Annotated in this window: 27 protein-coding genes, 1 tRNA gene and 1 other RNA gene; 10 read left to right on the forward strand and 19 right to left on the reverse strand. The window is 61.6% G+C overall.

The window, feature by feature from the left end:
• The first annotated feature begins 31 nt into the window (after positions 1 to 31).
• Positions 32 to 778, forward strand: a complete 747-nt coding sequence (locus tag G7A66_RS04045; protein ID WP_174294423.1) for a 7-carboxy-7-deazaguanine synthase QueE — start codon at positions 32 to 34, stop codon at positions 776 to 778.
• A 22-nt stretch (positions 779 to 800) separates the two neighbouring features.
• Here the strand turns inward: G7A66_RS04045 and G7A66_RS04050 are convergent, their stop codons facing one another.
• From G7A66_RS04050 to G7A66_RS04080, 7 genes are all read right to left on the reverse strand, one after another.
• The gene (locus G7A66_RS04050) at positions 801 to 2,414 is read right to left on the reverse strand and encodes an ATP-binding protein (protein ID WP_232366633.1); all 1,614 of its coding nucleotides are present in this window, start codon (positions 2,412 to 2,414) and stop codon (positions 801 to 803) included.
• Between the two features lie 162 nt (positions 2,415 to 2,576).
• Positions 2,577 to 3,362: a TIGR02186 family protein gene (locus tag G7A66_RS04055; protein ID WP_174294424.1), complete on the reverse strand. Its 786-nt coding sequence runs from the start codon at positions 3,360 to 3,362 to the stop codon at positions 2,577 to 2,579.
• Positions 3,359 to 4,273 carry a sulfite exporter TauE/SafE family protein gene (locus G7A66_RS04060; protein ID WP_174294425.1) on the reverse strand — a complete coding sequence of 305 codons (915 nt, stop codon included), beginning with the start codon at positions 4,271 to 4,273 and terminating at the stop codon, positions 3,359 to 3,361. The genes G7A66_RS04055 and G7A66_RS04060 overlap by 4 nt, the downstream gene beginning before the upstream one ends.
• Positions 4,274 to 4,331: 58 nt before the next feature.
• Complete coding sequence (locus G7A66_RS04065) at positions 4,332 to 5,351, reverse strand: hypothetical protein (RefSeq protein WP_174294426.1); 1,020 nt, start codon at positions 5,349 to 5,351, stop codon at positions 4,332 to 4,334.
• A gap of 116 nt (positions 5,352 to 5,467) precedes the next feature.
• Complete coding sequence (locus G7A66_RS04070; protein ID WP_332310484.1) at positions 5,468 to 6,919, reverse strand: glycosyl transferase family protein; 1,452 nt, start codon at positions 6,917 to 6,919, stop codon at positions 5,468 to 5,470.
• Between the two features lie 146 nt (positions 6,920 to 7,065).
• Complete coding sequence (locus tag G7A66_RS04075) at positions 7,066 to 7,503, reverse strand: VOC family protein (RefSeq protein WP_174294427.1); 438 nt, start codon at positions 7,501 to 7,503, stop codon at positions 7,066 to 7,068.
• Positions 7,504 to 7,587: 84 nt separating this feature from the next.
• On the reverse strand, positions 7,588 to 8,379 hold the full coding sequence (locus tag G7A66_RS04080; protein ID WP_174294428.1) for a TorF family putative porin: 792 nt from the start codon (positions 8,377 to 8,379) through the stop codon (positions 7,588 to 7,590).
• 294 nt (positions 8,380 to 8,673) lie between these two features.
• Here G7A66_RS04080 and G7A66_RS04085 point away from each other — a divergent pair, with 294 nt between their 5' ends.
• Together G7A66_RS04085 and G7A66_RS04090 are read left to right on the forward strand one after the other, a co-directional pair.
• Positions 8,674 to 9,474, forward strand: a complete 801-nt coding sequence (locus tag G7A66_RS04085; protein WP_174294429.1) for a metallophosphoesterase family protein — start codon at positions 8,674 to 8,676, stop codon at positions 9,472 to 9,474.
• Positions 9,474 to 10,796 carry a UDP-glucose dehydrogenase family protein gene (locus G7A66_RS04090; protein WP_174294430.1) on the forward strand — a complete coding sequence of 441 codons (1,323 nt, stop codon included), beginning with the start codon at positions 9,474 to 9,476 and terminating at the stop codon, positions 10,794 to 10,796. Before G7A66_RS04085 ends, G7A66_RS04090 begins: the two co-directional genes overlap by 1 nt.
• 31 nt (positions 10,797 to 10,827) lie before the next feature.
• Here G7A66_RS04090 and G7A66_RS04095 read toward each other — a convergent pair whose 3' ends face one another.
• The 6 genes from G7A66_RS04095 to G7A66_RS04120 form a co-directional block, all read right to left on the reverse strand.
• On the reverse strand, positions 10,828 to 11,493 hold the full coding sequence (locus G7A66_RS04095) for a hypothetical protein (protein ID WP_232366623.1): 666 nt from the start codon (positions 11,491 to 11,493) through the stop codon (positions 10,828 to 10,830).
• An 86-nt stretch (positions 11,494 to 11,579) separates the two neighbouring features.
• Complete coding sequence (locus tag G7A66_RS04100; protein ID WP_174294431.1) at positions 11,580 to 12,359, reverse strand: hypothetical protein; 780 nt, start codon at positions 12,357 to 12,359, stop codon at positions 11,580 to 11,582.
• A gap of 39 nt (positions 12,360 to 12,398) precedes the next feature.
• Positions 12,399 to 12,841, reverse strand: an RNA gene (rnpB, locus tag G7A66_RS04105) — RNase P RNA component class A.
• An 8-nt stretch (positions 12,842 to 12,849) separates the two neighbouring features.
• On the reverse strand, positions 12,850 to 13,551 hold the full coding sequence (locus G7A66_RS04110) for an N-acetylmuramoyl-L-alanine amidase (protein WP_174294484.1): 702 nt from the start codon (positions 13,549 to 13,551) through the stop codon (positions 12,850 to 12,852).
• A 5-nt stretch (positions 13,552 to 13,556) separates the two neighbouring features.
• A complete protein-coding gene (locus tag G7A66_RS04115) occupies positions 13,557 to 14,204 on the reverse strand; it encodes a histidine phosphotransferase family protein (protein ID WP_174294432.1) in 648 nt (215 codons plus the stop codon).
• Positions 14,205 to 14,251: 47 nt separating this feature from the next.
• On the reverse strand, positions 14,252 to 14,647 hold the full coding sequence (locus G7A66_RS04120; protein ID WP_174294433.1) for a Mov34/MPN/PAD-1 family protein: 396 nt from the start codon (positions 14,645 to 14,647) through the stop codon (positions 14,252 to 14,254).
• Between the two features lie 16 nt (positions 14,648 to 14,663).
• Between G7A66_RS04120 and G7A66_RS04125 the strand changes: the two genes are divergently transcribed.
• From G7A66_RS04125 to G7A66_RS04140, 4 genes are all read left to right on the forward strand, one after another.
• Positions 14,664 to 15,614: an RluA family pseudouridine synthase gene (locus tag G7A66_RS04125; RefSeq protein WP_174294434.1), complete on the forward strand. Its 951-nt coding sequence runs from the start codon at positions 14,664 to 14,666 to the stop codon at positions 15,612 to 15,614.
• 178 nt (positions 15,615 to 15,792) lie between these two features.
• Complete coding sequence (gene rpoH / locus G7A66_RS04130; RefSeq protein WP_174294435.1) at positions 15,793 to 16,698, forward strand: RNA polymerase sigma factor RpoH; 906 nt, start codon at positions 15,793 to 15,795, stop codon at positions 16,696 to 16,698.
• A 118-nt stretch (positions 16,699 to 16,816) separates the two neighbouring features.
• Complete coding sequence (gene mtgA, locus G7A66_RS04135) at positions 16,817 to 17,497, forward strand: monofunctional biosynthetic peptidoglycan transglycosylase (protein ID WP_174294436.1); 681 nt, start codon at positions 16,817 to 16,819, stop codon at positions 17,495 to 17,497.
• Between the two features lie 5 nt (positions 17,498 to 17,502).
• Entirely contained in the window at positions 17,503 to 18,423 is a 921-nt protein-coding gene (locus G7A66_RS04140; protein WP_174294437.1) for a cation diffusion facilitator family transporter, read from the forward strand.
• Here the strand turns inward: G7A66_RS04140 and G7A66_RS04145 are convergent.
• The 3 genes from G7A66_RS04145 to G7A66_RS04155 form a co-directional block, all read right to left on the reverse strand.
• On the reverse strand, positions 18,420 to 18,986 hold the full coding sequence (locus tag G7A66_RS04145) for a DUF2939 domain-containing protein (RefSeq protein ID WP_174294438.1): 567 nt from the start codon (positions 18,984 to 18,986) through the stop codon (positions 18,420 to 18,422). The two genes, G7A66_RS04140 and G7A66_RS04145, sit on opposite strands and share 4 nt — an antisense overlap.
• Positions 18,987 to 19,047: 61 nt before the next feature.
• Positions 19,048 to 20,313, reverse strand: a complete 1,266-nt coding sequence (gene clpX, locus G7A66_RS04150; protein WP_174294439.1) for an ATP-dependent Clp protease ATP-binding subunit ClpX — start codon at positions 20,311 to 20,313, stop codon at positions 19,048 to 19,050.
• Between the two features lie 169 nt (positions 20,314 to 20,482).
• Positions 20,483 to 21,205 carry an ATP-dependent Clp protease proteolytic subunit gene (locus G7A66_RS04155; RefSeq protein ID WP_174294440.1) on the reverse strand — a complete coding sequence of 241 codons (723 nt, stop codon included), beginning with the start codon at positions 21,203 to 21,205 and terminating at the stop codon, positions 20,483 to 20,485.
• A 411-nt stretch (positions 21,206 to 21,616) separates the two neighbouring features.
• Between G7A66_RS04155 and G7A66_RS04160 the strand changes: the two genes are divergently transcribed.
• Positions 21,617 to 22,999 (forward strand): cation:proton antiporter, encoded by a 1,383-nt coding sequence (locus tag G7A66_RS04160; RefSeq protein ID WP_174294441.1) that lies wholly within the window; start codon positions 21,617 to 21,619, stop codon positions 22,997 to 22,999.
• Positions 23,000 to 23,108: 109 nt separating this feature from the next.
• Here G7A66_RS04160 and tig read toward each other — a convergent pair whose 3' ends face one another.
• Positions 23,109 to 24,761 (reverse strand): trigger factor, encoded by a 1,653-nt coding sequence (gene tig / locus G7A66_RS04165; protein ID WP_174294442.1) that lies wholly within the window; start codon positions 24,759 to 24,761, stop codon positions 23,109 to 23,111.
• Positions 24,762 to 24,861: 100 nt separating this feature from the next.
• A tRNA-Leu gene (locus G7A66_RS04170) sits at positions 24,862 to 24,946 on the reverse strand.
• Between the two features lie 83 nt (positions 24,947 to 25,029).
• On the opposite strand from G7A66_RS04170, the gene G7A66_RS04175 reads away from it, so the two are divergent.
• Both G7A66_RS04175 and G7A66_RS04180 read left to right on the forward strand, forming a co-directional pair.
• Positions 25,030 to 25,401: a hypothetical protein gene (locus G7A66_RS04175; RefSeq protein WP_174294443.1), complete on the forward strand. Its 372-nt coding sequence runs from the start codon at positions 25,030 to 25,032 to the stop codon at positions 25,399 to 25,401.
• A 67-nt stretch (positions 25,402 to 25,468) separates the two neighbouring features.
• Positions 25,469 to 25,777 carry a DUF3297 family protein gene (locus G7A66_RS04180; protein WP_174294444.1) on the forward strand — a complete coding sequence of 103 codons (309 nt, stop codon included), beginning with the start codon at positions 25,469 to 25,471 and terminating at the stop codon, positions 25,775 to 25,777.
• Between the two features lie 9 nt (positions 25,778 to 25,786).
• On the opposite strand, the gene G7A66_RS04185 is transcribed toward G7A66_RS04180, so the two are convergent.
• Complete coding sequence (locus tag G7A66_RS04185; RefSeq protein ID WP_174294445.1) at positions 25,787 to 26,566, reverse strand: CHAP domain-containing protein; 780 nt, start codon at positions 26,564 to 26,566, stop codon at positions 25,787 to 25,789.
• Positions 26,567 to 26,607: the final 41 nt, after the last annotated feature.

Below are 26,607 nucleotides of genomic sequence, written 5' to 3' on the forward strand. Positions count from 1 at the left end.
CGGGACGATCCGCAACGATGCCATTTCTGCCATGACTCTGATCCTTGCAACTATCACGCCGGGCAAAGCGGAAATCTTCGCATCGGTGCAAGGCGAAGGTCCGTCTGCCGGTGTGCCCTGCACTTTCATGCGCCTGTCGCGGTGCAATCTGGCCTGCGTCTGGTGCGACACCGCATATACCTGGCACTTCGATGGCGATGATCGCCCGCATCGCGGCGGAGGAACCTTCGCCCGCGCGCCCAACCAGTTACGCATGGACGAAGCGGAAGTGGCGGATCTTGTCGCCAGCCTGGGTCAGCAAAGGCTCGTCATCACCGGCGGAGAACCGCTTTTGCAGGCCCCTGCCCTGACCCGCGTTCTGGATGTGCTACAAAGCCGCTTGACGGGTTTGTTCGTCGAAGTGGAAAGCAACGGCACCACGAAAGCGCCGCCCGCGCTCGACGCCTTTATCGGACAGTACAACATCAGCCCCAAGCTCTCGCACAGCGGCAATCCTGCCGACCTCGCGCTGATACCCGAGCGCCTGCGCAGCTATGCCGCAGACCCCCGCGCGTGGTTCAAATTTGTCGTCGCCACTCCTGACGACGTGACCGAAGCCGCGATGATAGTGGAGCAGCATGCCATATCGCCCGAAAGAGTCTTCCTCATGCCGGAAGGGACGGACAGCGCGACCATTCGTCAGCGCGAGGAATGGCTGGTGCCATTGTGCCTCCAGCACGGCTTCCGGCTAAGCGACCGATTGCACATCCATCTGTTCGGGGACGAGCGCGGCACCTGACCGCGCTCGCGCACGCCCAAGGCTACTTACCCTGCGAACGCCAACGCTGCACGATGCGCTGCACCGCTTCTTCCTCGCCGCCGGTTTCGCGCCAGAGTTCGACGAAGCTCGGGTCTTCGGAAGCCGGGCGCTTGACCTCGTCCAGATTGTCAAAGCTGACCCGGATGGGAATGGCCACACCCTCGCCGCAGATGATGCATTCGCGGTTTCGGAGTGCCGGGATGGAATCGAGGAAGCCGCGCGCGCCTTCGGGCATGGCGGCTTTCACAAAGGCCTGATCCCTGTCGTTGTTGAGGCGCATCGAGATGATGGTGCCGCATTGCGACAGCACGCCTTCGGCAAGGTCTGAAGGCCGCTGCGTGATCAGACCCAGCGAAATCCCGTATTTACGGCCTTCCTTGGCGATGCGGCTGAGAATCTTGCCGACAGAATTTTCATCGGCGTTCTTCTCGTTCGGAACATATCGATGCGCTTCTTCGCAGACCAGCAGGACCGGACGAGTCTTTTCCTCGCGGCCCCAGATTGCGAAATCGAATGTCAGTCGGGCGAGGACTGCCACAACGGTTGCCGTGATATCTGACGGAACGCCCGAGACGTCGACGATGGAAATCGGCTTTCCGTCGCTCGGCATGCGGAACACCTTGCTGATGAAATCGCCCATGGTGTCGCCCACCAGCATGCCCGAGAACATGAACTGGTAACGAGGGTCGGCCTTCAATTCGTCCAGCTTGTTCCTGATGCGCATATAGGGCGCGCTGGAGTTCGACTTGTCCAGCTTGCCCATTTCATTTTGAATTTCATTGCCGAGGTCTGACAGCAAATAGGGGATCGGCGAATCGACGGTGATCTTGCCCATCTGTTCGGCGAGGCGGTTCTTGCTGCGCGCCTTCAGCAGGCACTTGGCCAATATATCCATGTCGATCTGGCGTTCGTTGCCGTTGCTCGACAAAAGAACCTCGCAATGCTCCTCGAAATTCATCAGCCAGTAGGGCAGCTGCAGATTGTTGACATCCAGGATCAAGCCGTTGCTGCGGAAAGCCGCCGAATACTCGCCATGAGGGTCGATCATCACGATGTGACCCTGCGGCGCGGCCTCGCAGATGCGGTGCAGGATAAGCGCGGCGCTGGTCGACTTGCCGGTCCCGGTCGAACCCAGCAGCGCGAAATGCTTGCCCAGCATGGCATCGATGTAGAGACCTGCGCGAATGTCCTTCGTCGGGTAGACAGTGCCGATCTGGATATTCGAGCGGCCGTCGCTGGCGTAAATCTGCTTCAGATCTTCCGTGGTAGCGGGGAAAATGAGCGCACCCGGAACCGGATAACGGGTGACGCCCCGGCGGAAACCGTGAATGCGCCCGGTCAGCTTTTCCTCCTGCCCTTCGCCGAGAAAATCGATATCGGCGATGACGCCGCCATTCGCGCGGCGGTCCTGCCGCTGGTTGCGCACGCTGGCGAGCAGCCAGCTGTTGCCAACACGTATCTTGATCTGCGATCCGACCTGCCCTGCTAGCGCGATGGACGGATCGGCATCCTCCATGCACTGGTTCAGCCGTTCAAGGTCGAGAGCGATCTGCGAACCGGAACCGGCGATTTCGAGAACGACACCGATCGGCTGTGCCGCATTTTCGGCACTCATTTCCTCGGCGATGCGACTGTCCTGCGCCTCAGCGCTTGTGCCAGTAAGATTCTTCGTCGCCATATCGTTCATAGCTGTCATGCGCCCCCGTTTGGTCATCTTGGGGAATAAGGCTGCGATGGTTAAGAAGCGGTCAATTGCAGCTCCGCCGCATCGAGAGGCTCAGACCAGTGCAAACAAGCGTCCGGCAAGCCAGCCCATGAACACGGAAAGACAGACCGCGAGAAGGCCGTAAAGCAGGCTCTGCGACTGGCTGAACACCTCGACGAAACGTTCAAAGCCCACCTTCCGGACTTCCACCTCGGCCACTGCGGAGGCGATCACCCGGCCATCGGTAATGGCGAAAGTTTCGGCAGTATACTGGCCTGTCAGCACGTTGGAAGGAAGCGAGATCCGCGCCTTGTAGAGAACGCCTTCCTCGATGGTCACCCCGTTCATGTCCTGCTTGTAAAGGCCCTGCCGCTGCCGCAGGTCGACCAGGCCGGAGGTGAATCGCGCCTGTTCTTCAGGGTCAATCGTTCCCCCGGGCGAAAGCTGGATGAATTCGAGGCCAAGCTCGTAAATGGCCGCGGTCCGCTCATCGACGATCTCGCCGATGGGACGGGAAGATGCCACGGCAAAATACGTGGGGGCCGAGCGGAAAGCGGTGCTCTCGGAATTGATCCAGATGCCGCCGACCCGTTCCTTCTCCCGCACGCGGATCGGTTCTGCCGGACCTTTCAGCACGACGACGATGTCATAGCCATCGGCAGCGCGGCTTCCGCGCGGATCGAGTATCGCGCCGAACAGGAGCAGCTCGGTCCCGGTGAAGCCCTGCCGCACCTGAACTTCCTGCTGCGACACCGCCGGTACGAGAATGGGATCCCGCTCCTGGCTTCTGACCGGCCCCGCGGCGAGCGCGGCAAGAACCAGAACGGCTGCGATCATCAGGAAAAGTGAACGGATCATAATTGCGCGACCGAATAGATCTCGTCCGGCCTGACGCCAAGGCCGTAGAGCATGCGCAAGGCAACCAGCAGCACGATGGCGGCAAGGGCCAGCCGCAGCAGGTCGGGCTTGAACTTGACCGCCATGCGCGTGCCGATCTGCGCGCCCGACACCGACCCGAGAAGCAGCAGAGCGGCCAGCACTATGTCAACAGCCTGCGTGGTAAGCGCGTGCATCATGGTGGTGGTGATGGTCACGAACAGGATCTGGAACAGCGAGGTGCCGACGACCACGCCCGCGCTCATTCCCAGAATGTACAACATGGCGGGCACGAGGATGAAGCCGCCGCCGACACCCATCAGCATGGTCAGCGTTCCGACCAGGACACCCAGGATCAGCGGCGCAAGCGGCGAGATGTAGAGGCCCGATTTATAGAACCGCCAGCGCATCGGCAGCGCGGAAATGAGCGGGTGATGCCGCCGTTTGCGCGCCGGCGGCGGCACGCCTTTCTGCGACTGGCGGATGCTGGCCCAGGCCTCGCGCATCATCAGCCCGCCGATCGTGCCCAGCAGCAGAACGTAAAGTATGTTGATGACGGTATCGATCTGGCCGACGGAGGCGAGGAAGCGGAACAGCAGCGCGCCCAGCCCCGAGCCGATCATCCCGCCCACTACCATGACTCCGCCCATGCGGTAATCAACGCCGCCCCTCTTGCGATGGGCGAAGACGCCGGACACGCTGGCGCCTGTAACCTGCGTTGCCGCCGATGCAGCGGCGACCGTTGGCGGAATTCCGTAGAATATCATTAGCGGCGTGGTCAGGAACCCGCCGCCCACGCCGAAAAGGCCGGACAGGATGCCGGTCAGCCCGCCGAGCGCAATGATCAGCAGACCATTGACCGACAGATTGGCGATGGGAAGATAGACATCCATTACCCCGCTCGCCTAGCCCACGCTGGCCGGTCGGGGAAGCAGCGGGTGGGCTGCGCAGTCAGAAATTCGTCGACAGCGTCAACGCCGCGCCTGAGGCGGGCTGCGCCTCGCCAGAAATGCGAAAGCGGTAATCCGCCGCGGCGGTGACAGGCAATCGCCCGATGTCGAACTGTGCCGAGACTGTCGGGCCGATATCCGCTCTGGCTGCACCGCTTTGCGCCCCGCCCCATGCACCGACACCCGCGCGCAGGCGAGGCGGCTGTCCGGAAGAAGCCTGGCTTGCCTCTGGACCAAGGCGGATGATCTCACGGTCGATCTTCGCCTGCCCGTCGACGAAAGCAGTTGCGAAGGAGCCTCCGACATATCCCGCTTGTGCATAGAACCGTCCTTGCATACGCGCGGGAAGTTCCACGGCAGGGGGAGCCGCCACGGCAAAAATGGAAGGCCGCAGTTCTGTTTCACCGGCAATCTCGCTGGCGCGCACTTCCGCATGGATCGTGACCGGCAGCCTTTGCACTGGTCGTGCCGAGACACCGAGAGCCAATTCGGCCTGCCTGGTGCCAGCCAGGCTGCTGCTGGCGCGAATAAAGGCGGTCGGCGCAAATCGAGACTGCCTGGACAAGCGGTATCGCAGCACTGCCCCCGCCTGACTGGCGCCATATGTCACCAGCGCCCCACTCGCATCGGCCCTGTTCATCGCTTCGGGCCGCAGGAATACCCATGCGTCACCCGTCCATGAACTACCTCCTGGCGCTGCTTTAGCCGGCTCCCGGTGAAAGGGCATGGCAGGAGGCAGGACTGGCGCTGCCGGGAAGGGTGCTGCTGGGAAGGCACCCATCTGTACCGGCCCGCCGCCTGTTCCCACGCCCTCCAGCATGAACAGCTTGCTGGCGGTTTCACTCTGGACGGAGTCAAGCCTTGATACCGGGTAGATAAGCTGACTCCTGGCGGTCACCATTGTCGCGCCATCTCGCTTCACATCATCGGCAATCCGCCATTCAGACGGTTCTTCCGCCGCAGGAGCGAGGCCGGACAGGTGCGACTTTGGCAGAAGCCAACCGGCCGGCAGTTTGGGCATTGCGAAAGGATTATCCCACAAGATGCTGCGCGCACCTGCCTAGACTGCAAGCAGCAGCACCAGCATGACGATCGGCTCGCCGCGCCAGCGCCTCGCCATCTGCGTGGCCGACTTGTTCACAGCGCGCCTGATCGTCGCTGCGTCGCCTTTCGGCTGGCGATCCAGACCGAATGCGCGTCATGCGAAGTCTTGTCCCAGAAAATCGCTTTCCCGCGGAGGGTCTGCAGATAGGCCATGACGGCGCGCCTGCCGGCCATGATCGCGATGATATTGGCGACAGGGATGCGGAATATCGCCATTACTGCCTGACCTGGTCCATATTCGCGCAACTTGAAGGCGAAGCGCCAGAGAATGCGCCAGCCGAAGCCGACAAAATTCGCGATCAGCAGCGCTTCCATGGCAGGCGAGAGAGGCCAGGCCACTGCATAACCCATTTGCGCCGCACCCCAGCCGAGCGCGGCGAGGGCAAGCAACAGATAGGCCAAAGCCAGCACAAGTGCCGTCAGTGGACCGCGGCGGTCGCGCAGACGCATCCAGATCTCCGCCAGTCCGCTTCGCCCTCCCCGGCTGGACCAGCCGAGCCGATCCCAGCTTTGCAAGGCAATACCATGTACCCAGCGGGTCTTCTGGCGCACGGACTGATCGATCCGGGCGGGAAAAAACGCTCGCGTGGCGACCAGTCTTCCGTCGCTGTGGCGGAGCCGCAGAAAACGTCCTCTTGCGCCGAGAGCAGTGACGTTGAGACCGAGTTCGTAATCCTCGGTCAGGCAATCGGCCGCAAAAGGTAGTTGAGAACTCTGCATTGCCGCCATTTGCGCCAGGATCTGCCGCGAATTCGCACAGCCCACTCCCGCGGCTGGAATCCCGGCGGAGATGGCGTCGCGCACCACAAGGCCCTTGCCATGCGCCTCGGCGAATTCTTCGCAATAGTGGCCGGATATCCACGGCGATCCGGGCTGCGGCATCGGCAGGACCGGGAGTTGCACGAAGTCTGCTCGGGATGAGTGATCTGACCCGCAGATCGCAGCATCCAGGACAGTCAGCGCTGCGGGATCGACCATGTCCTCGGCATCGTGCAGCACCACCATCTGGAACGCCTTGCCGGACCGCGCCTCGTCCTGCTCCATCGCGCGATAGAGCCAGTTAAGGCAATCGGCCTTCGTGCTCGGCCCGTCGCTATCGAGAGTGACGATATGCAGGCGCGGATCGCCTCGGGAAGCGAACCTGGCCGCCTCGGCCGTTGCTGAGTCGTTGCGATAACACCCGATGTAAAGCCGCCAGTCCTGCTGCGGCCAAACAGCCAGTGCATGGGCAACGGTGGTGCCGATCACCCGTTCTTCCTGCCAAGCGGGAATGAACACCGCCGCACGGCCAAGCAGCGGGGACGAAGCTTTCTCTTCAGCAAGGCGTGCTACTTTCGCTCTGCCCGTCAGCTTGAGCCAGATCCAGATCAGGTCGACAGCGAATTCGTCAAGTGCGCCGAGCAGGAAGAAGAACCCGGCAAACAGCAGCAATTCGTGCTCTACCAGCGCGAGCCATTCCCATGGCGCGAATCCCAACAACGACACTTGCGCCCCCTGGCCCACAGGCCACCTTCTGCCCGACGTCGCCTATCGAATAGGTCCGCGCCATGCAACGCGAATGAGGACTTCTGGCGGCAGGAAATTAACCATGAATAGAGGCCGGAATTCGCAAACGACAGCCGCGTGAAAGATCACCAGGTGCCGGAATTCTCCATGCTGGCCCAGGGTTCCTGCGGAGGCAGATTGCCGTCCTGCAGCAATTCGACCGAAATGCCGTCGGGCGAACGCACGAAGGCCATGTGCCCATCACGAGGCGGGCGATTGATCGTGACGCCTGCATCCATCAGCCGCTGGCAGGTGTCGTATACATTTTCGACGCGGTAGGCGAGATGGCCGAAATTGCGGCCGCCACTGAACTCTTCGGGCGCGCTGCCATCCTCGGGTGGCCAATTATAGGTCAGTTCCAGCTCTGCCACTCCTTCCTGCCCGGGAGCAGCGAGGAAGATCAGCGTGAAGCGCCCCGCTTCGACATCGAAGCGCCGCACTTCCTCAAGGCCGATCAGGCGAAAGAATGCAATCGCCGCATCGGGATCGGAAACGCGGATCATCGTGTGGAGAAATTTAATCATGCGTGAAACAGCCTTGCGCAAGAAACGGGGTCCGCACCATTTGTCGCGCAGACCCCGCCATGGCAACTGCCAAGGCCGAAGATTTCAGAAGCTGAAGCCCACCGATGCGACAATTGTGTCATCGGTGAGGCCATCGATCGATGGGCCGTCGACTCCGACATAGGCGAGGCCCAGTTCCATGCCGCCGAGCACCACCGCAGTTGCTCCGACCGAATAGTCGAAGCCTGAACCGTCAGTGCCGCCGGCCAGCAAGGCAGGCGCGAGCGCTCCGTCGGTATAGCCGAGATGAGCCGTAACGGTCACCGGCGTCGTCGGGATGCCGACAGATGCGTCGGTATAAAGATAAAGGTTGTCGCTGCCGCCGAGGGAATCCTGCTCCCAGGCATAGGCGACCCCGGCCTTTGCCTCTGCCGGGCCGATCAGAAAGCCGATGGATGCATAGGGTTCGAAATAGTCCGTTTGCGAACCGTCGTCGCCCGTCGGATAGACGTAATAGAGCAGGCCGGCATCGAGGGTGAGGCCGTTGCCGATGCCGGTGTTGTATCCTGCGTACAGGTCGAGTTCCATTTCGCCGAAAGCATCCCCACCGTCGATGCTGGAGGCCCAGGTGCCGGCGTAGAAACCGCTTTGATGCGCAAGGTCGATGCCGCCCTGAATCGCCGGATCGCCGCCCGACAGTGAAACCCCGCGAAAGCGATAGTCGCTGACGATGGCGACATTGCCGGACAATTCTATTCCGGATGGCGGGGCGGTCAGATCGTTGCCGGTCGAGAGCGGCACGTTCTTGTCCTGCGCCTCTTGCGCCGAAGCAGGACCGCACAAGGCGAAAATACCCGCAGCACCTAGCGCGGCGAAAGTCGTTCTGGACGTGAGCATGACATTTTTCCTCTTGGTAAGTGTCGCTTTCGTCCCACCTGCTTTTCGGCGGCCACCTCGTTCGAATGGACGGCCATGTCCGGATGCGCAACAATCATGCCCATAGTTGCTGCGTTGCACAAGACTTATTGCGCATGTGCGAAAATCAGGAGGGAATTGAGCGATCTTGGCACCAGAAGGCGATCTCACGCATATTAAGGGTCAGGCCAGATAGCGTGTTCTATTCGCATCCCACGACGGATTGCCCCATGCGTCCTCCTCGCATAAGCGCCCCCAGGAAATGAACCAAGTTAGATGATCGAACCCCTTCGCCAGATGTTTCGCGGCCGCCGCGCCGCACCTTCCCATGCCGTTCCCGAAGGCGAGCGCTTCTACGTTGTCGGGGACATTCACGGTCGCCACGACCTGTTCTCGCAACTGGTCGACGCCATCGAAGCCGACGATGCGGCATCTGGCGAAGCGGAAACGACCATTGTCCTGCTGGGCGACCTGGTCGACCGCGGACCCGACAGCGCCGGGGTCATAAGGCTCGCCCGGGAGTTGCAGCATCGCCGCAAAGTTCGCCTGCTTGCCGGCAATCACGAGGAGATGTTTCTTCAAAGCTTCGAGGACGAGGATGTCCTTCGCCATTTCCTGAAGCACGGCGGGCGCGAAACGATCCTTAGCTACGGCGTCGACCGGATGCGGTACAACAATGCCGAACTGCACGATCTTCAGGACATGATGATAGCCGCCGTTCCGCCCGAGGATCGGGATTTTCTGGCCGGGTTCGACGAATATCTGGTCGCGGGCGATTATCTGTTCGTTCATGCCGGCATCGATCCCGCCCTTCCGCTGGAGGAACAGAAGCGGCGCGACATGTTATGGATTCGGGAACGGTTCCTGCGCCATGGGGCAGCCCATCCTCACATGGTCGTGCACGGACATTCGATCAGCGAGGATGTCGATGAGCGCAGCAACCGTATCGGGCTCGACACGGGCGCCTATCGTACCGGCCGCTTGACGGCGCTGGTTCTGGAGGGAACAAGCCGCCGCTATATCCAGGCTGTCGAAGAAGACGGTGACATTCGGATCGAAAGCAGGAGTTCTCGTTAATGAAGATCGCGATGGTAGGCTCAGGCTACGTAGGCCTGGTCTCGGGGGCATGTTTCGCGGATTTCGGTCACGAGGTCGTCTGCATCGACAAGGACCAGACGAAGATCGATCGCCTGCACCAGGGCGTAATGCCCATCTACGAACTCGGCCTCGCCGCGCTGGTCGCAGCCAATGTCACTGCGGGCCGGCTGTCATTCACCACCAGCCTTGCCGAAGGTATCGAAGGTGCGGACGCCGTTTTCATCGCGGTCGGTACACCCAGCCGCGGGGGCGATGGCCATGCCGATCTGTCTTACGTTCACGGTGTTGCCGAGGAGATCGGCGCCAATCTCACCAACGATACGGTCGTGGTCACCAAATCCACCGTTCCCGTGGGCACTGGCGACGCGGTGGAAAGAATTATCGCTGAAAGCGGCGCCTCGAGCGAGAGGGGCCACCGGGTCGCCGTCGTTTCCAACCCGGAATTTCTGCGCGAGGGCGCGGCCATCGAGGATTTCAAGAGGCCCGACCGGATCGTGATCGGAACCGATGACGAGTTCGGGCGCGAAGTCATGCGCGAGATCTACCGTCCTTTGTTCCTCAATGAATCCCCGATCCTGTTCACCAGCCGCCGCAGTGCGGAACTGATCAAATATGCCGCAAACGCATTCCTTGCGACCAAGATCACCTTCATCAATGAAATGGCCGATCTTTGTGAGAAGGTCGGCGCGGATGTGCAGGATGTCTCACGCGGCATCGGAACGGATGGGCGGATCGGGCCGAAGTTCCTGCATGCAGGCCCGGGCTATGGCGGATCCTGCTTCCCCAAGGATACGCTGGCGCTGCTGAAAACGGCCGAGGATGCTGGCAGCCCGTCGCGCATCGTCGAAGCGGTGGTGAAAGTGAACGAGAGTCGCAAGCGGGCGATGGGCCGCAAGGTCGTCGATGCGCTGGGCGGCGAGGACGCTGCGCGTGGCAAGAAAGTCGCGCTGCTGGGCCTGACTTTCAAACCCAACACGGACGACATGCGCGATTCACCCGCAATCGCCGTGGCGCAGACGTTGAACGATGCTGGGGTAGAGGTCACCGCATACGATCCTGAAGGAATGGAGCTGGCGCGCCCCCTGATGCCCGGAGTCGAAATGGCCAGCAGCCCCTACTCCGCTATCGACGGAGCCGACGCGGTCGTTCTGGTCACCGAATGGGATGCGTTCCGCGCACTAGACCTGAACCGGGTGAAGAATTTGCTCCGGTCGCCGATAATGGTCGATTTGCGCAACATCTATTCGCCGCAGGCAATGCAGACTGCTGGCTTTACCTACTACAGCGTCGGCCGGGGCTAAAACGCTCTCCAGGTGGCAGGTGCCCTCGCCGTCACAGGATCTCGAATCCGGTGACGGTCAGACGGGCTGGTCCGGTGGCGAAGACGCCATGGCCGTACCCGCCCCTCGAACCGAGTACGAAGCCGACCCGCCCGGCTTCCCTCAAGGCCTCGCGGAAGGTTTCGGGCCTTTCGCTGCGCGGACGGGCCAGCACCGATATCCATTCGTCGTCAAGGCTGACCGTCATGGTGTGCGTGCCAGGCCGAATATCCTGCAAGCTGTCGCGGGGCGCGAACCAGCGGTAATGTTCATACTTGCCCTTGGCTCGCCAATTATCTCCCCGGCGCTGAAAGAAGAGCGCGATCGTGGCGTGCCGTGTCGGCGCTTCCTGCGGCACGAACCGCACACCCGGCGCTGCGTCGATCCGGTAGGTGAAGCGAATTTTCCTGGCGCCATCCAGGGATCCGGGATCGAAGGTGACGTAGTGAACATGCCCATCCGCACGCTCCGGCCCGGGAAAGTCGAACGCGAACCCGTCACGGGTCGGCGTCGGGCGCAGCGGCATGTTTACCGAATAGTTGCGCCGCCCGATGATCGGGCCGATTTCCCAGGCCGATGCTCCGGGAGCGGGTTCGGCCAGTGCCGGACCAGTGACGATGGGCGCGGCCACTGTGCCGAAAGCTGCCAGAGCGAGCGAATAGCGGATCATCAGTTTCATGCCCGCAATCTGTGCCTTCGCCGGTGCCACGAAACTGAACGATGGACGGAGCGAAGGTTCAGGTCCGGTCGCAGTACCGCAAGCGCCTAGCCGAACCAGCGGCGACGGTATTTAGGTATGCGCAGTTTCATAAGCGTGACCAGAATGACGAACAAGGCGGCGAGAATGCAGGAAGCGGCGATGATCGTTGCCACTTGCCCGCCCGCCATGAAAATGCCCAGCAGTGCCCACAGGAATGTTGCGGCATAATAGGGATTTCCCTTGCTGCGGGCCGTGGCAGCAGCGGCGATGATCCCGCCGATCAGCACGATGCCTGCGGCAAGCACTGGCCATTCTTCCGAACCGAAGACCTGGTGAAACTGCAGAGTGGCGGAAATATTCACGATCGTTGCCGCCGTCAGCCATGCTGCCAATGCGCTCAGCGGCAGTACCGCAACCCACCGCTCCGCCGTTGTGAACGGCCTGCCGAATTTCGTGAACTCGCGTAAGATGATCAACAGGCAGACAAGGGTTGCGGCGATGATGATTGCCGACAGGACGGTAAGATCGGCCAATTGCGTATAAACGGCCCAAGCTCCGTTTCCGGTGAACGCCAGGGCAGCCGGCCAGCCGATGCGGTCCAGCAGCGCGTTGCGGCGCATTGCCGGGATGGCCTGCCATAGCGCGAAGATGGCGCTGCCGAAGAACAGCGGCCCCCAGATGGCGAATGCCCAGCCAATCGGCGTAATGAGCGTTCGCGTCTCATCGGACCGACTGCCGATTTCTGCGCCGATGCCGAACTGCGGCAGGAAGGTCGCCCCGATCTGGAAGATGACGGCCAGTATGATCGCTATCCGCTGCGCGGCGCTTCTCGGTTGATGAGTCATGGCGGGCCTGTTCCTTCGCAACGAGTCCAGGCCTGAAGCTGTGCCAGGGGGCCTGTAAGCCGGGTTCTGTCTTGCAGGCGGTATGCACCGAGGTGCACCGGCCCTGCAAGGGCAGCCATTCATCTACGCCATGCGTTGCCGCATGGCTCCAGCGACCAACCCGGGCGGTCGGCACGAAACATGCCAGCCTCAGGCGCAAACCCAAGGCGCGCCGCCCCTATTCGGTCTTGCTCCGGGTGGGGTTTACCATGCCGCCGCCGTTACCGGCGCGCGCGGTGCGCTCTTACCGCACCCTTTCACCCTTGCCCCTTCATCCGCGATGCGAATGGCGGGGCGGTCTGCTCTCTGTGGCACTTTCCCTGGGCTTCGGAACGCGATTGCTCGCGGCCCTCACCCGGCGGGCGTTACCCGCCACCCTCGTTTCGTGGAGCCCGGACTTTCCTCGGCGCTGTTCCCAGCGACGCGACTGCCCAGCCCCCTGGCACATCGCCTATCTAGCGTTCCCGCGGTCCCTGTCCAGCAGCAGCTGAAAAAGGATCGCGCGAATTTCGCCATCGATCTCGCCGTCGATCTTGTGCGGACGCCAGCGCCGCTGGAAGGATCGCACCGCGGCATGACCGTTGGTTATGTCGTACCCATAGCGTTCGAGCGCGAGATAGAACGCCCCGTCATTGGGGAAAGGATCGCCCAGCTTCGCGTCTGGTGTCGGCAGCGCTAGCCCATATTCCGCCAGCCGGTTCCACGGGAAGAATTCGCCCGGATCTATCTTGCGCATCGGCGCTACGTCGGAATGGCCGACGATATTGGCGCGGGGGATGTCATGCGTCTTCATCATCCGCGACAGCAGCGGAACCAGCGCATCGATCTGGACGCGGGGAAATTCGGTATAGCCGAATTTGTGCCCGGGATGGTCGAGTTCGATCCCGATGGAGGCGCTGTTCACGTCCTTGTGCCCACGCCAATAGGCGACGCCCGCGTGCCAGGCGCGCTTGTCCTCGTCCACCATTTGCACGACTTCGCCATCGCTGCCGATGAGGTAATGTGCGCTGACACCACTCTCCGGGTCGCAGAGGCGCTCCAGCGCGACTTCCTTATCCGTCATCTCGGTATAGTGGATCACCACCATGGAGACCGGCAGGTCGCGGTCGTTGAAATTGGGCGAAGGTTCCAGGCGGTGGACCAGTTCGTCCATCTGCATCAGGCCTGCGGCAATACGGCACCGAGGACGAGAGTGCCCTCGCCGCGATGGAACTGCAGCCCGCCGCCCGCCTGCTTGGCGACAAGCGCAACCATCCGGGCGGCTGCGGTCCGGCTCGTCAGTCCGCCTTCAGGCATCCGGCCCTCCAGCGTGTTCCCGATCACTTCGTCAAATGCGATCTTCGGTCCGGCGGCGCGCACCACGATCTCCACGGCTTCACCGGGGCGGTTTTCCGCGCCGATGTCCAGGGTGCCGCCACGTACAAGAGAGTCGAGCGCCACCTGCGCAAGGTTCAGCAAGACCTTCACCGCACCTTTCGGCAATTCGCTGGTGGCGAGCGCCCAATTGATCTCGATCCGTTTCGCATCGCCGACCAGCGCCTCGATCAACTGCCGGGGCTCCTCCACCGGCACCATCTCGCCGAAGCCGCCTGCGGCCCCGAAAGCCAGACGGAAGAAGCGCAGCTTGTCCGCGCTGATCCTCGCGCTCTGTTCCAGAAGTTCGAAACAGCGCTGGCGCATCTCGGGGTCGGTTTCGTCCGCCAGCAATTCCAGACCGTTGCTCAGCGCACCCACGGGGCTGAGAAGATCGTGGCACAAGCGCGAACACAGTAGGGAGGCAAGTTCGGTGGAAGCATTATCGTTCATTGGCAGGGCTGGTCCGTGGAATGTTCGTGCAGGTGTGCGAGCAACCCTTAACCATCGGACAGGCGATAGGGAAGCGCAGCGAAGCCATCTGCCTCGTCCTTCCAGAAATTGATGCCGCCCTCTCCCCAGATCGCCCAGACAGCTCCGTCATGTGCGGCCATGGCGCTGTCGGTTGCGGAGGGTCGCGCAGGGCCTTGCGGGTGGGAATGAAAGTAACCGACAATCGCCGTGCCCCTTGCGCGCGCAGCCTTGTGGGCGGCAATCAGCGCAATGGGGTCGATTTCGAAATGTGTGCGCGGCTGAGGGTGCACATTCGCGGCAGGCGCATACTCCACGATGCGGAACCCGGTGCCCAGCAGCAGGCCGCATGCTTCCTCCGGATGCGACAAGGCGGCGTGATCGCACATATCTGCAAAGACAGCACTTGAGAGTTCGACAATCATTGCCCATCGCTCTAGCATGGATTCGGGCGAAATCATCACCGGCACATTGCGTAGCAGCGGCAGGCTCGACAAGGTGCTTGCCGAGGCGTCCGGCCTTTCGCGCGAGCGGGTGAAGGCGCTGCTGGCCGCCGGATGCGTGAAGCTTGGCGGAGCGCCTGCCGCTTCCCCTTCGGCCAAGGCGGCGAAAGGCGAGGAATACGCCATCGACGTCCCCGCTCCAAGCGCGGCTGCCGCACTCCCGCAAGCCATCGACCTCGACATTGTCTTCGAGGATTCCGACCTGGTCGTCGTCAACAAACCCGCGGGCATGGTCGTCCACCCGGCGGCGGGAAATCCTGACGGCACGCTGGTCAATGCACTGCTGCATCATTGCGGCGAGGGTGGCGGCTTGTCCGGCATCGGCGGCGTTGCCCGGCCCGGCATCGTCCACCGCATCGACAAGGACACGTCCGGGCTTCTGGTCGTCGCGAAAAGCGCCCGCGCGCATGAAGGCCTGGCAGCGCAATTCGCTGATCATTCGATCACCCGCACCTATCGCGCGATCTGCGGCGGGCACCCCATGCCGGCTGCGGGCACGATCGAGACGCTGATCGGCCGATCCGATCGGAACCGCAAAAAAATGGCGGTGCTGGATGACGCATCCAGCCGGGGGAAGCGCGCGGTTACGCATTTTTCGACGGTGCAGCGCCTGTCGCATTGCGCGCTGATTGAATGCCGACTGGAGACCGGGCGAACGCACCAGGTCAGAGTTCACCTTGCGTCAATAGGTCATTCGCTAATAGGAGACCCTGTCTATGGACGAACCCCTGCGCCGCTGCGGGCGCTGTTGAAGGAAACAGGCTTTGCCCGCCAGGCCCTGCATGCCGCGACCCTCGGTTTCGTTCATCCGGCGACGGGTGAGCGCGTGGCATTCCACGCCGAGATACCGGCGGATATGCAGGAACTTATCGAGGAAACCGCTCGTTGAAATCGAGGAAACGCGCTGCAAGGTTCGCCGGAATCGTCTAGGATAACAATAATCCCGAGGCGGAGATCTCTAGGAAATCCCGTCTTCGCCCGGCCCGCCCGATGTGCGGGCGCACCGGGCAAGTGGGGCGCATGAGCCGGTACCGATAAGTCCGGCAAGCTGAAAGGTAAGGAAAGAAGTGAGCGAGAAGAAGTCTTTGACAGTACCTGCGTTGAGCGGCGAACAAAGCCTCAACCGCTATCTGTCTGAAATAAAGAAATTTCCGATCCTGACGGCCGAACAGGAATATATGCTCGCGAAACGTTACGCCGAGCATGAGGACCCGGAGGCCGCAGCGCAATTGGTGACGAGCCATCTGCGGCTGGTGTCCAAGATCGCCATGGGTTATCGCGGCTACGGCCTGCCTGTTTCCGACCTGATTTCGGAAGGCAATGTCGGCCTTATGCAGGGCGTGAAGAAATTCGAACCCGACCGGGGATTTCGCCTGGCGACCTATGCCATGTGGTGGATCAAGGCGAGCATGCAGGAATTCATCCTGCGCAGCTGGAGCCTTGTCAAAATGGGCACCACGGCCGCGCAGAAGAAGCTGTTCTTCAACCTGCGCCGCATGAAGAAGCAGCTGGAAGCCTATGAGGACAGCGATCTTCATCCCGATGACGTGACGAAGATCGCCACCGATCTGGGCGTGCCTGAACAGGAAGTCATCAACATGAACCGCCGCATGATGATGGGGGGCGATTCGTCGCTCAACGTCTCGATGCGCGGGGATGAGGAAGGCGCCGGCCAGTGGCAGGATTGGCTGACCGACGACCGTCCGTTGCAGGACTCGGTTGTCGCGGAGGCTGAGGAAGCCGAGGTGCGGCACGACATGCTGCTCGAAGCAATGGACAGCCTGAACGACCGTGAAAAGCACATCCTGACCGAACGCCGCCTTACGGAGAATCCGCAGACGCTGGAGGAACTGTCGAAGGTTTACGATGTAAGCCGTGAACGTATCCGCCAGATCGAGGTGCGCGCGTTCGAGAAACTGCAGAAGGCGATGCAACGGATCGCCGGTGACAGGTTGATGCCTACAGCGGCGTAAACCTACCGGGCACATCTGCTGAAAACTTGACGGCGGTGGCTGGTTGCAGCCGCCGCCGTTTTCATTCGTCCCGCCCGGCGGCCCTTGCCTGGCGGAACGTTCACGCTAACAAGGGCGGATGGGCTGCATCCTGAAAACCCTTGTCTCGCTGATCGTCGGCTTCATTGGCATCAGCCTGTTGCTGGTGATCCTGTTCCGCTTCGTGCCGGTGCCCTTCACCGCGACGATGGCGATGGACGAGAACAGCGTGACCAGGGATTGGGAACCGCTCGCTTCCATTGACCGCAATCTGGTTTCGGCGGTCATCGCGGCGGAGGACGGGAAGTTCTGCAGCCACGACGGATTCGATCGCGAAGCCATTGAGCAGGCGTTCCAGCGCAATCTGCAGGCGAAGGAAAAAGGCGGCGTGATCCGTGGCGGCTCGACCATCAGCCAGCAGACTGCGAAAAACGTCTTCCTCTGGCAAGGCGGCGGCTATGTGCGGAAAGGGCTGGAAGCCTGGTTCACCTTCCTGATCGAACAGATCTGGGGCAAGCGGCGCATCATGGAAGTCTATCTCAACGTGGCGGAAACCGGCATTGGCACCTATGGCGCGGAGGCCGGAGCGCAGCGTTATTTCGACCATTCCGCCAGTCGCCTCTCGGTTTCGGAAGCCAGCCGAATGGCGGCGGCGCTGCCGCTTCCCAAGGAACGATCGGTCGTCGATCCGAGCGGATTTACCCGCCGCTATGGCAATACGATCGCCGCGCGTATGGGCTCCGTCAGGCGTGACGGGCTTGACGCTTGCGTCTACGAGTAAGGCTCATGGGGGCAGGTCACGATCACTCGCATCACGCAGGCCACGGCGCGGGCCATAGCCATGCACCGGCAGATTTCGGGCAGGCTTTCGCCGTAGGAGTGGTGCTGAATTCCGTTTTCGTGGTGATCGAAGCGACTTACGGCTTCATCTCGGGTTCGATGGCTCTGGTCGCCGATGCAGGCCACAATCTCTCCGACGTGCTCAGCCTGCTGCTGGCGTGGGGCGCCAGCATTGCGGCGAAGAAGCCCGCCAACGCCCGCTTTACCTATGGCTACAAAAGCTCGACGATCCTTGCCGCTCTCGGCAATGCCGCTCTGCTGCTGGTGGCAATCGGCGCGATACTCTACGAAACGCTGCATCGCCTTGCCGATCCGGCGCCGGTGGAGGGATGGACCATGATCGTCGTGGCAGGGATCGGTATCGCCATCAACAGCGCGACCGCGCTCATGTTCGTGCGCGGCCGGAAGGACGATATCAACATTCGCGGTGCCTTCCTGCACATGGCTGCAGATGCGCTGGTGTCGGCGGGCGTCGTCATTGCGGGCGCGATCATCTTGCTGACAGGTGCCTCGTGGATCGACCCGGTAACGAGCCTGATCATCGTAGCGGTGATCGCATGGGGCACCTGGGGGCTGGCGAAAGACAGCCTTCGCATGGGGCTTCTTGCAGTGCCTGAAGGTATTTCAGAAGCGAGCGTTCGCCAGTTCCTCGCGCATCTCGACGGAGTCAGCGAAGTTCACGACCTGCATATCTGGCCGATGAGCACCACGGAAACGGCGCTGACTGCGCATCTGGTCATGCCGGGCGGTCATCCGGGCGACGAATTCCTGCGGCAAGCGAACAGAGAGCTTCTGGCTCATCACCGGATCGGCCATGCGACGCTGCAGATCGAACAGAGCCGCGAATGCGCGATGAAAGGCTGCTAGGCAGCGCCCAGCGGCAGATCGCCACCGGGCAGGGCGATATGGGTCAGATTCCAGCCCAGACCGTCTCTTTCAAAGATAAAGACGGGAGCGTTCGGATTGGCGGGTGAAAAAGCCCGAAAGCGGGAAAAGCCATCCCGCTCGATAGTCCAGTCCTCCGCCTCATCGCGCCGTTCATCTACTGGTGCAGTCGGCAACTGCGTCTGCGGGGTTCCAGCGAACTCGCCGGCATTCAGAGCGCGCCCTTCCCTGACCAGAGTGGCGACATTCTCCGGCGTCACCAGCCTGTCGATCACGGGGCCAATCAGACCAAGCGCCAGAGACGCGCCGAACTTGGCAGGCGCGCCGCCTCGGCCCGAGGCGACTTCCGCCTCCACCTGGGAGCGGGCATCTGCCTTGAGGCCCTCGCGGATCGACTTGAAATCCGCTCTTTCGCTAAGCGCTTCAGCATCGCCTTCGACGGCAGCCTGTCGCAACTGCATGACAGCATAGCCGGGCGAGGCGAAATACCAGGCTCCGGCTGCAAGTACCAGCAGAAGACTGAGGCCGATCAGCAGCTTCTTCACGCACGCACCTCATCGGCTGGGAAAGGTGCGCCGCGCGGAATTGCCGCGCGGCGCCGAGAGATCAGGCAGCCTGTTCCTTGTTCTTTTCGCCGCCCATGACCCGCACGGGATCCTTGCGGCCTTCGACCACGTCCTTGTCGATGACGATCTCGGTCACGCCTTCCATGTCAGGAAGGTCGAACATCGTGTCGAGCAACATGCCTTCAACGATGGAACGCAGTCCGCGCGCACCCGTCTTCCGCAGGATCGCCTTCTGCGCGATGGTTTCGAGCGCATCGCCGGTGAACGTCAATTCGACATCTTCAAGCTCGAACAGCTTGCCGTACTGTTTGACCAGCGCATTCTTGGGTTCGCTGAGAATCTCGACCAGCGCAGCCACGTCAAGATCGCGCAGCGTGGCGATTACCGGCAGGCGACCGACGAATTCGGGAATCAGGCCGAATTTCAGCAGATCTTCGGGCTCCGCCTTCTCCAGCAATTCGCCGACGCGGCGCTTGTCAGGGTCGGCCACATGAGCGCCGAAACCGATGGAGCGCTTCTGCAGGCGATCCGCGATGATCTTTTCCAGCCCCGCAAAAGCACCGCCGCAGATGAACAGGATGTTCGTCGTGTCCACCTGCAGGAATTCCTGCTGCGGATGCTTGCGCCCGCCCTGCGGCGGTACGCTGGCAGTCGTGCCTTCCATCAGCTTGAGCAGCGCCTGCTGAACCCCTTCACCCGAAACATCGCGCGTTATCGAGGGGTTTTCTGCCTTGCGCGTGATCTTGTCGATCTCGTCGATATAGACGATGCCGTGCTGCGCCTTGTCGACATTGTAGTCGCTGGCCTGCAGCAGCTTCAGGATGATGTTCTCGACATCCTCGCCGACATAGCCGGCTTCGGTAAGGGTCGTCGCATCGGCCATTGTGAACGGCACGTCGAAAGTACGCGCCAGCGTCTGGGCCAGCAGCGTCTTGCCGCAGCCTGTGGGGCCGACGAGCAGGATGTTCGACTTCGCCAGTTCGACATCGCCGGACTTCCCGGCGTGCTTGAGGCGCTTGTAGTGATTGTGAACCGCAACCGACAGCACGCGCTTCGCCCGGTCCTGACCGATGACGTAGTCGTTCAGCGTCGTGAAGATGTCGAGCGGCGTCGGAACGTCACCTTCCTTGCGGCCAGCGATCCCGGCCTTGGTTTCCTCGCGAATGATATCGTTGCACAGTTCCACGCATTCGTCGCAGATGAACACCGTTGGTCCCGCGATCAGCTTGCGCACCTCATGCTGCGACTTGCCGCAGAAACTGCAGTAAAGTGTGCTTTTGGAGTCCGTACCGCTCAATTTGGTCATGTCCCGTTTTCCCGAATGCCACCGAATGTCGCACGGCGGCAGATTCGCCCGACTCTATAGCCGGGAGTTCATTTATCAACCGATAGCTGTAGCATACTGCTCTTGCCCCAGGGTGAAGGGCAGGTGCAGCCGGTAAGTGAAACCTTTCGCCTACCGGCCCGGCCCTGCCCTATTCCGGCGCGCCGCCCGAACCCTTTTCGGTCGGATTGTCGCTATCTTCCGGCGTGCCTTCGTTCTCGGGCCGCGTCTCGAATACCTTGTCGACGATCCCGAACTTCATCGCTTCGTCGGCCTCGAGGAAAGTGTCGCGGTCCATCGCCTTTTCGATCTCCGTCAGGCTCTTGCCGGTATATTTCACGTAAAGATCGTTCATCCGCTGGCGAATGCGCAGGATCTCGCGCGCTTGAATTTCGATGTCGGAAGCCATGCCGCGCGCGCCGCCGCTGGGCTGGTGAACCATGATACGGGCGTTCGGCAATGCGATCCGCATACCGGGTTCGCCCGCGGCCAGCAGGAAGCTGCCCATCGAGGCTGCCTGCCCCATGCAGACGGTCGAGACGCGCGGCTTGATGTATTGCATGGTGTCATGGATCGCCATGCCCGCCGTGACGACGCCGCCGGGCGAATTGATATACATGGAAATCGGCTTCGAGGGATTCTCGCTCTCGAGGAACAGCAGCTGCGCCGTGATCAGCGAGGCCATGCCGTCTTCCACCTGTCCGGTGACGAAAACAATGCGTTCACGAAGCAAGCGGCTGAAGATGTCGAAGCTGCGTTCCCCACGGCTTGTCTGTTCCACGACCATCGGGACCAGCGCGCCGGTAACCGGATCGCGCGTGAACTGGCCCTGCGTGCCGTGAATTTCACCAGAATTGCCGAACAGATCGATCATGTATTGCCTCGTGGATTGGATGTCGAAACGCTATGTCGGCGTTGCCGGCGCGATGTTCAAGGGCATTAACCCCGATCCGGCATGAGCGATCAGACCTTCGTTCCGGAACATGGAAGCGCGCGAACTGCCGATGGCGGCTGCCAGCCTTGCCCATGCCGGCAATGATATGCCGGTTTGAGTGGTGTGCACATTTGGTCCGGCGCGGGCGAGCGACCTCGCGGTAAGCGATAAACCCAGCGCCGGCATCCGGCATGCGGCGGTCCTGAAGGCGGGCGCGGCCATGAACGCGCGCGCAGCGTGAAATTGCATGTGCCTCGCTTTCAGCGGTGGGGACCAACGCCAGACCGCCCAGCACTCGCGGCTTTGCTGCATTCTCTTGCCGGTACCACAGGCAGCGCCTAAGCGCTGTCGATGGACCCACGGATCGCATCTTTCGTCATCCTCGGCCTCGGGCTGATGTTCGCTGTCGGTATCGAGAAGGCGCTTTCTCGCAGCAACATCCTGTCCCTGCCCATCGTCTATGTTGCGGCTGGCTGGGCGCTGTTTTCCCTTCCGTTCGATTTGCCGAACATCAATCCGCTGATCGATTCCACGGACATCTATGCGCTGGAATACATCACCGAATTCATCGTCATCGTGTCCCTTATGGGAGCGGGCATTGCTATCGATCGGCCACTTACCTGGCCCAACTGGAAGCAGATCCTGCCGTTGCTCGGCGTTACGATGCCGATCACCATTCTTCTGGTCGCGCTGTATGGCTGGTGGGCACTAAGTCTTGCTCCGGCGAGTGCGATCCTGCTCGGCGGCGTGTTGGCACCGACAGACCCGGTTCTTGCGCGAAGCGTGCAGGTCGGTCCGCCGGGCAAGGACAAGCGGCACGATCTGCGATTCAATCTCACTGCGGAGGCTGGACTGAACGATGGTCTGGCCTTCCCTTTTATCCATTTGGCAATTGCCGCGATCGGGATGACGACTCTGGGCAGCTGGACGCTGTTGTGGCTGGCCGAGGACGTGGTCTGGAGGATGGGCGCGGGCACCATCGTCGGTTACCTGATCGGCTGGGCCGCCGGATGGTTCGTGTTCAAGCGCTATGCCGGGAGCGATGCACCGGATGTGGAGAAATCCATGGAGGAATACTCCACATCCGAAGGGCCGATCGTTTTCGGTGCGCTGCTGCTGGCCTATGGGGTTGCCGAACTCTGCCATGGTTATGGCTTTCTTGCCGTGTTCGTCGCTGCAGTGATCGTCCGGCAGAGGGAGGCGCGCAGCAGTTATCATCTGGTGCTGCACCATTTCATCGAACAGATCGAGAAGGTCATCCTCGTGGCCATGTTGCTCGCTTTTGGCGGCATGCTGGCAAGCGGGGTCATGGACGAATTGACCTGGGCGCAGGCAGGGTTGGGGCTGCTGCTGATCTTTGCAATCAGACCTCTTGGCGGGCTGATAGGAGAATTCAGAAGTCCCTTGCCGCGGCGGGGCAAGGCAGCCATGGCGTTTCTGGGCGTCAGAGGTCTCGGCTCGATCTACTATCTCGCCTATGCGCAGAACCACGGCGACTTTCCAGGGATGATGACCCTTTGGGGTACGGTCAGCTTTGCCATACTTGTTTCGATCGTCGTCCATGGCACGACGACCATGCGCTTCATGAAGTATGTCGAGGATGCAGGGGCGCATGTTTATCGTGAGGATGACGACAAGACGGCTGACAACAGGTCGGCGGCACAGGCCAGGATGGCATCGACCAGGAAGAAACCACCAGAAGAGCAGATGGAAGGCGACATAAGCGAAGGCTGACTTCGCGGAGCACGTGCGTTAAGGCGTTCGAGATACGGCACCCATCGCCTCAGGCATGAAAAACCCCGCCGCACCATACGGTCCGGCGGGGTTTCTTTAACCTTGTAGCTTACTTCTTCGGAGCAGCTTTCTTGGCTGGTGCCTTCTTTGCGGCCGGCTTCTTTGCAGCGGCTTCGGCATCGCCGGCCTTTTCGTCGGCAGCCTTGGAGGTCGCAGCCTTCTTGACCGGTGCCTTCTTCTTGGCAACGGGCTTGTCACCATCATCGGCGTCAGCTGCGGCCTTCTTGGCGGCAGGCTTCTTCGCCGGGGCCTTCTTCGCACCCTCGTCTGAAGAAGCTTCGTCGGAAGAATCCTTCTTCGAAGCAGCCTTCTTCTTCGCAGATGGCTTCTTCGCAGATGGCTTCTTCGCCGCTGGCTTTGCCTCGCCCGTCTGATCTTCCGCTTCGATCGCGGCTTCCAGTTCCTCGCGCGTAACATCGCGTTCGGTGATTTCCGCCTTGTCGAACAGGAAGTCGACGACCTTGTCTTCATATAGCGGCGCGCGCAGCTGCGCGGCGGCCATCGGTTCGGACTGGATCAACTGCATAAAGCGCTGGCGATCTTCCTGGCGATATTGCTGAGCCGCCTGCTGGATCAGCATGTTCATTTCCTGGCCGCTGACCTCGACACCGTTCTTCTGACCGATTTCGGACAGCAGGAGGCCCAGGCGGACACGGCGTTCGGCGATGGAGCGGTAATCGTCCTTCTCGGACTCCACTTCCTTTATCGCCTGTTCCGGATTTTCGTCGCGGGCAGCTTCCTGCTGCAGCTGGTTCCAGATCTGTTCGAATTCGGCTTCGACCATGCTCTGCGGCACGGGGAAGTCGTGGCCCGATGCCAGCTGATCGAGCAGCTGGCGCTTCATCTGGGTGCGGGTCAGGCCATTGGTTTCCTGCTCCAGCTGGCCGCGCAGCAATTCGCGCAGCTTGTCGATGCCTTCGAGGCCCAGCGACTTTGCGAATTCGTCGTCGAGCTTGGTTTCCTGCTCGACCTTCACCTGCTGCACCTTGATAGCGAACTGGGCTTCCTTGCCCTTCAGGTTCTCGGCCGGATAATCGTCGGGGAAATTGACGGTAATCGTCTTTTCCTCACCGGTCTTCACGCCCGTCAGCTGCTCTTCGAAACCGGGGATGAACTGGCCGGAACCGATGACCAGCGGCGCGCCTTCGGCCTTGCCGCCCTCGAATTCGACACCGTCGATACTGCCGGTGAAGTCGATGATGATCTGATCGCCCTCACCAGCCTTCTTGGTCTTGGCCGCGTCCTTGTAGCTCTTCTGCTGGCTGGCGATGTTCTGCAGCGCCTCGTCCACCTGTTCGTCCGTCACGGGAACCGTCAGACGTTCCAGCTTGATACCGTCCGTGTCGGGTGCCTGCACGTCGGGCAGCACTTCCAGTTCGACGTCGAGCTTGGCGTCCTTGCCCTCTTCATAGCTTTCATCGAAGCTGATGGACGGCTGCATCGCGGGACGCAGCTTTTCATCCTTCATCAGTCTGTCGACCGATTCGCGAACCGTTTCGTTCACGATCTGCGCGTGGATTTGTTCGCCATGCATCTTGCGGACGAGGTTGGCCGGCACCTTGCCGGGGCGGAATCCCGGCATCTTCACCTGCGGCGCGACCTTCGCGACTTCGGCATCGATACGCTTCTCGATGTCGGAGGCGGGAATGGTCAGCTGATAGGCGCGCTTGAGCCCCTCGTTCTTCGTCTGATTGATCTGCATGATGCGATTTGCTGCCTTTTCAAGAATCTGGCGTTTTTCAAAATTTCGTGTCCGTTCCGCCTGCCCGCAGCCTCAATTCAGGCGGCGCCGGGCGGCGGAATGGTGCGGGCGAAGGGACTCGAACCCCCACATCTTGCGATACTTGGACCTAAACCAAGCGCGTCTACCAATTCCGCCACGCCCGCAACCCGAACGAAGCCGCGCAAGGGCGAGCCTCACGGCAAGCGCCCGCCTGTATAAGCACAAGGGGAAAAGGGCAAGCGCGGCGATGTCTGCAACCGGCGACAGGGAACGCAAGGGCTCGCCGGGCCGTTCCCCTTGTGGAAAGGATCGCATGATGATCATCGAAGAAAGACGCACCCGTGCCGGCGACGAATACACGACGCCGGTGATCCCGCCAGCCACTCCGCCGGCCATCGACCCCGCCGTGCGGGCGAGCGATGCGGCAACGCTGCCCCGCGCCGACGGGGACAGCGACTTCCCCGGCAACACGCCGCCCGAAACCTTCCCGGACGACGGCGATGTGATCGAGCCGACCGGCCCGTCAGAAATCGAGATCGAGCGCGAGGACGTCGACGAACCCGGTCAGGGCGGTGGCGACGAGATCGTGCCGCCGCATTTCGTGCCGCCGCCGGACTGATCAAGGCCAGGGAGTCCGTGACGAGCGCGCTTGCGAATGGCGCAGGCCCGCTCTATCGGGCTGAGCCATGAGCGACGAAACCATCTCACCCGCCCCTTCCGGTGCTGCGGACATTCCGCCCGATCACCTCTCGGTCAATCCGGGATCACCGGCTTTCGATGCAGAAAAGCTGCAGCGCGGAGTGGGCATCCGGTTCAAGGGAACCCAGCGCCGCGACATCGAGGAATATTGCATTTCCGAGGGTTGGGTGCGCGTTCAGGCCGGCAAGAGCGTGGATCGGAAAGGCAATCCGCTGACCATCCGCCTGACCGGGCCGGTCGAGGCCTGGTACGAAGATCTGGGCGACGATGCGCCCGTCAACCGGAAGATCGCTTAAGCACTTCGGCTACTCGTAGCGTGCGATTGCCGCTGCAATCCTGTCGGTCGGAGCGGCATCGCCTTTAACTGGCCGTGCGGCTTGCCTACGAGCCTCGCGGTGCTGCTTAGCCGGAGATTTTACACGGTCTGCCCTGGCGAAACGAGCGCGCTTGGAGATAGGCGCTTCGGTGGCGATATCGGCAAAAGCATTGCGGAATTCCGGTGAAGTTTCGCGGCGGACCGGCTCCGCTGTCGGCGCGCTGGCGAGCTTCGTATTGTCCGCAGGAGCCGCACCGTCCGCGTAGATGAATCCCGACACGGGCCAAGCCGTCCGCCCCAGATCCTGTATCGGATCATACCAGACTCGCACGCTGGACCAGTCGTTACCGGGCGAGACATCCACCGCCAGAACATCGTTTTCAATCTGTCCGCGCCGTCCGTTGATCGGCGACCAGTTGGCATGCCTCAGCAGGACGCGGCGGGAATCGAGAATGCGGCTGACTGCGGCGACATGGCCCAGCCGCATGTTTCGATGCGGCGGAAAGTGCATTACCGCCCCGATCCGCGGTTCATGCCCACGCTCGTACCGGCCCGCAGCCTGGTCCCACCAGCTGTGGGCATCGCCATAAATCTGGACACCCGATTGCTGCCGGGCATAAGGCACGCACTGCAGGTAAGGCGGCAACTCCTGCGAATTTGCTGCGCGATCCCCGCTGTAGGAACGAAAACCCGTCGCATCTTCCGCCCAGGCCTGCGCTGGAACTGCAAGCAGGCTTGCCGCGATAAACAATGTCTTAGCCCCGTTCATGGCGCGAGACTGCGCCGAATATGGTTAAGAATTTGCTAAAC

It is taken from the genome of Alteripontixanthobacter muriae (assembly GCF_013336795.1).
In the GTDB taxonomy this organism is placed as follows: domain Bacteria; phylum Pseudomonadota; class Alphaproteobacteria; order Sphingomonadales; family Sphingomonadaceae; genus Pseudopontixanthobacter; species Pseudopontixanthobacter muriae.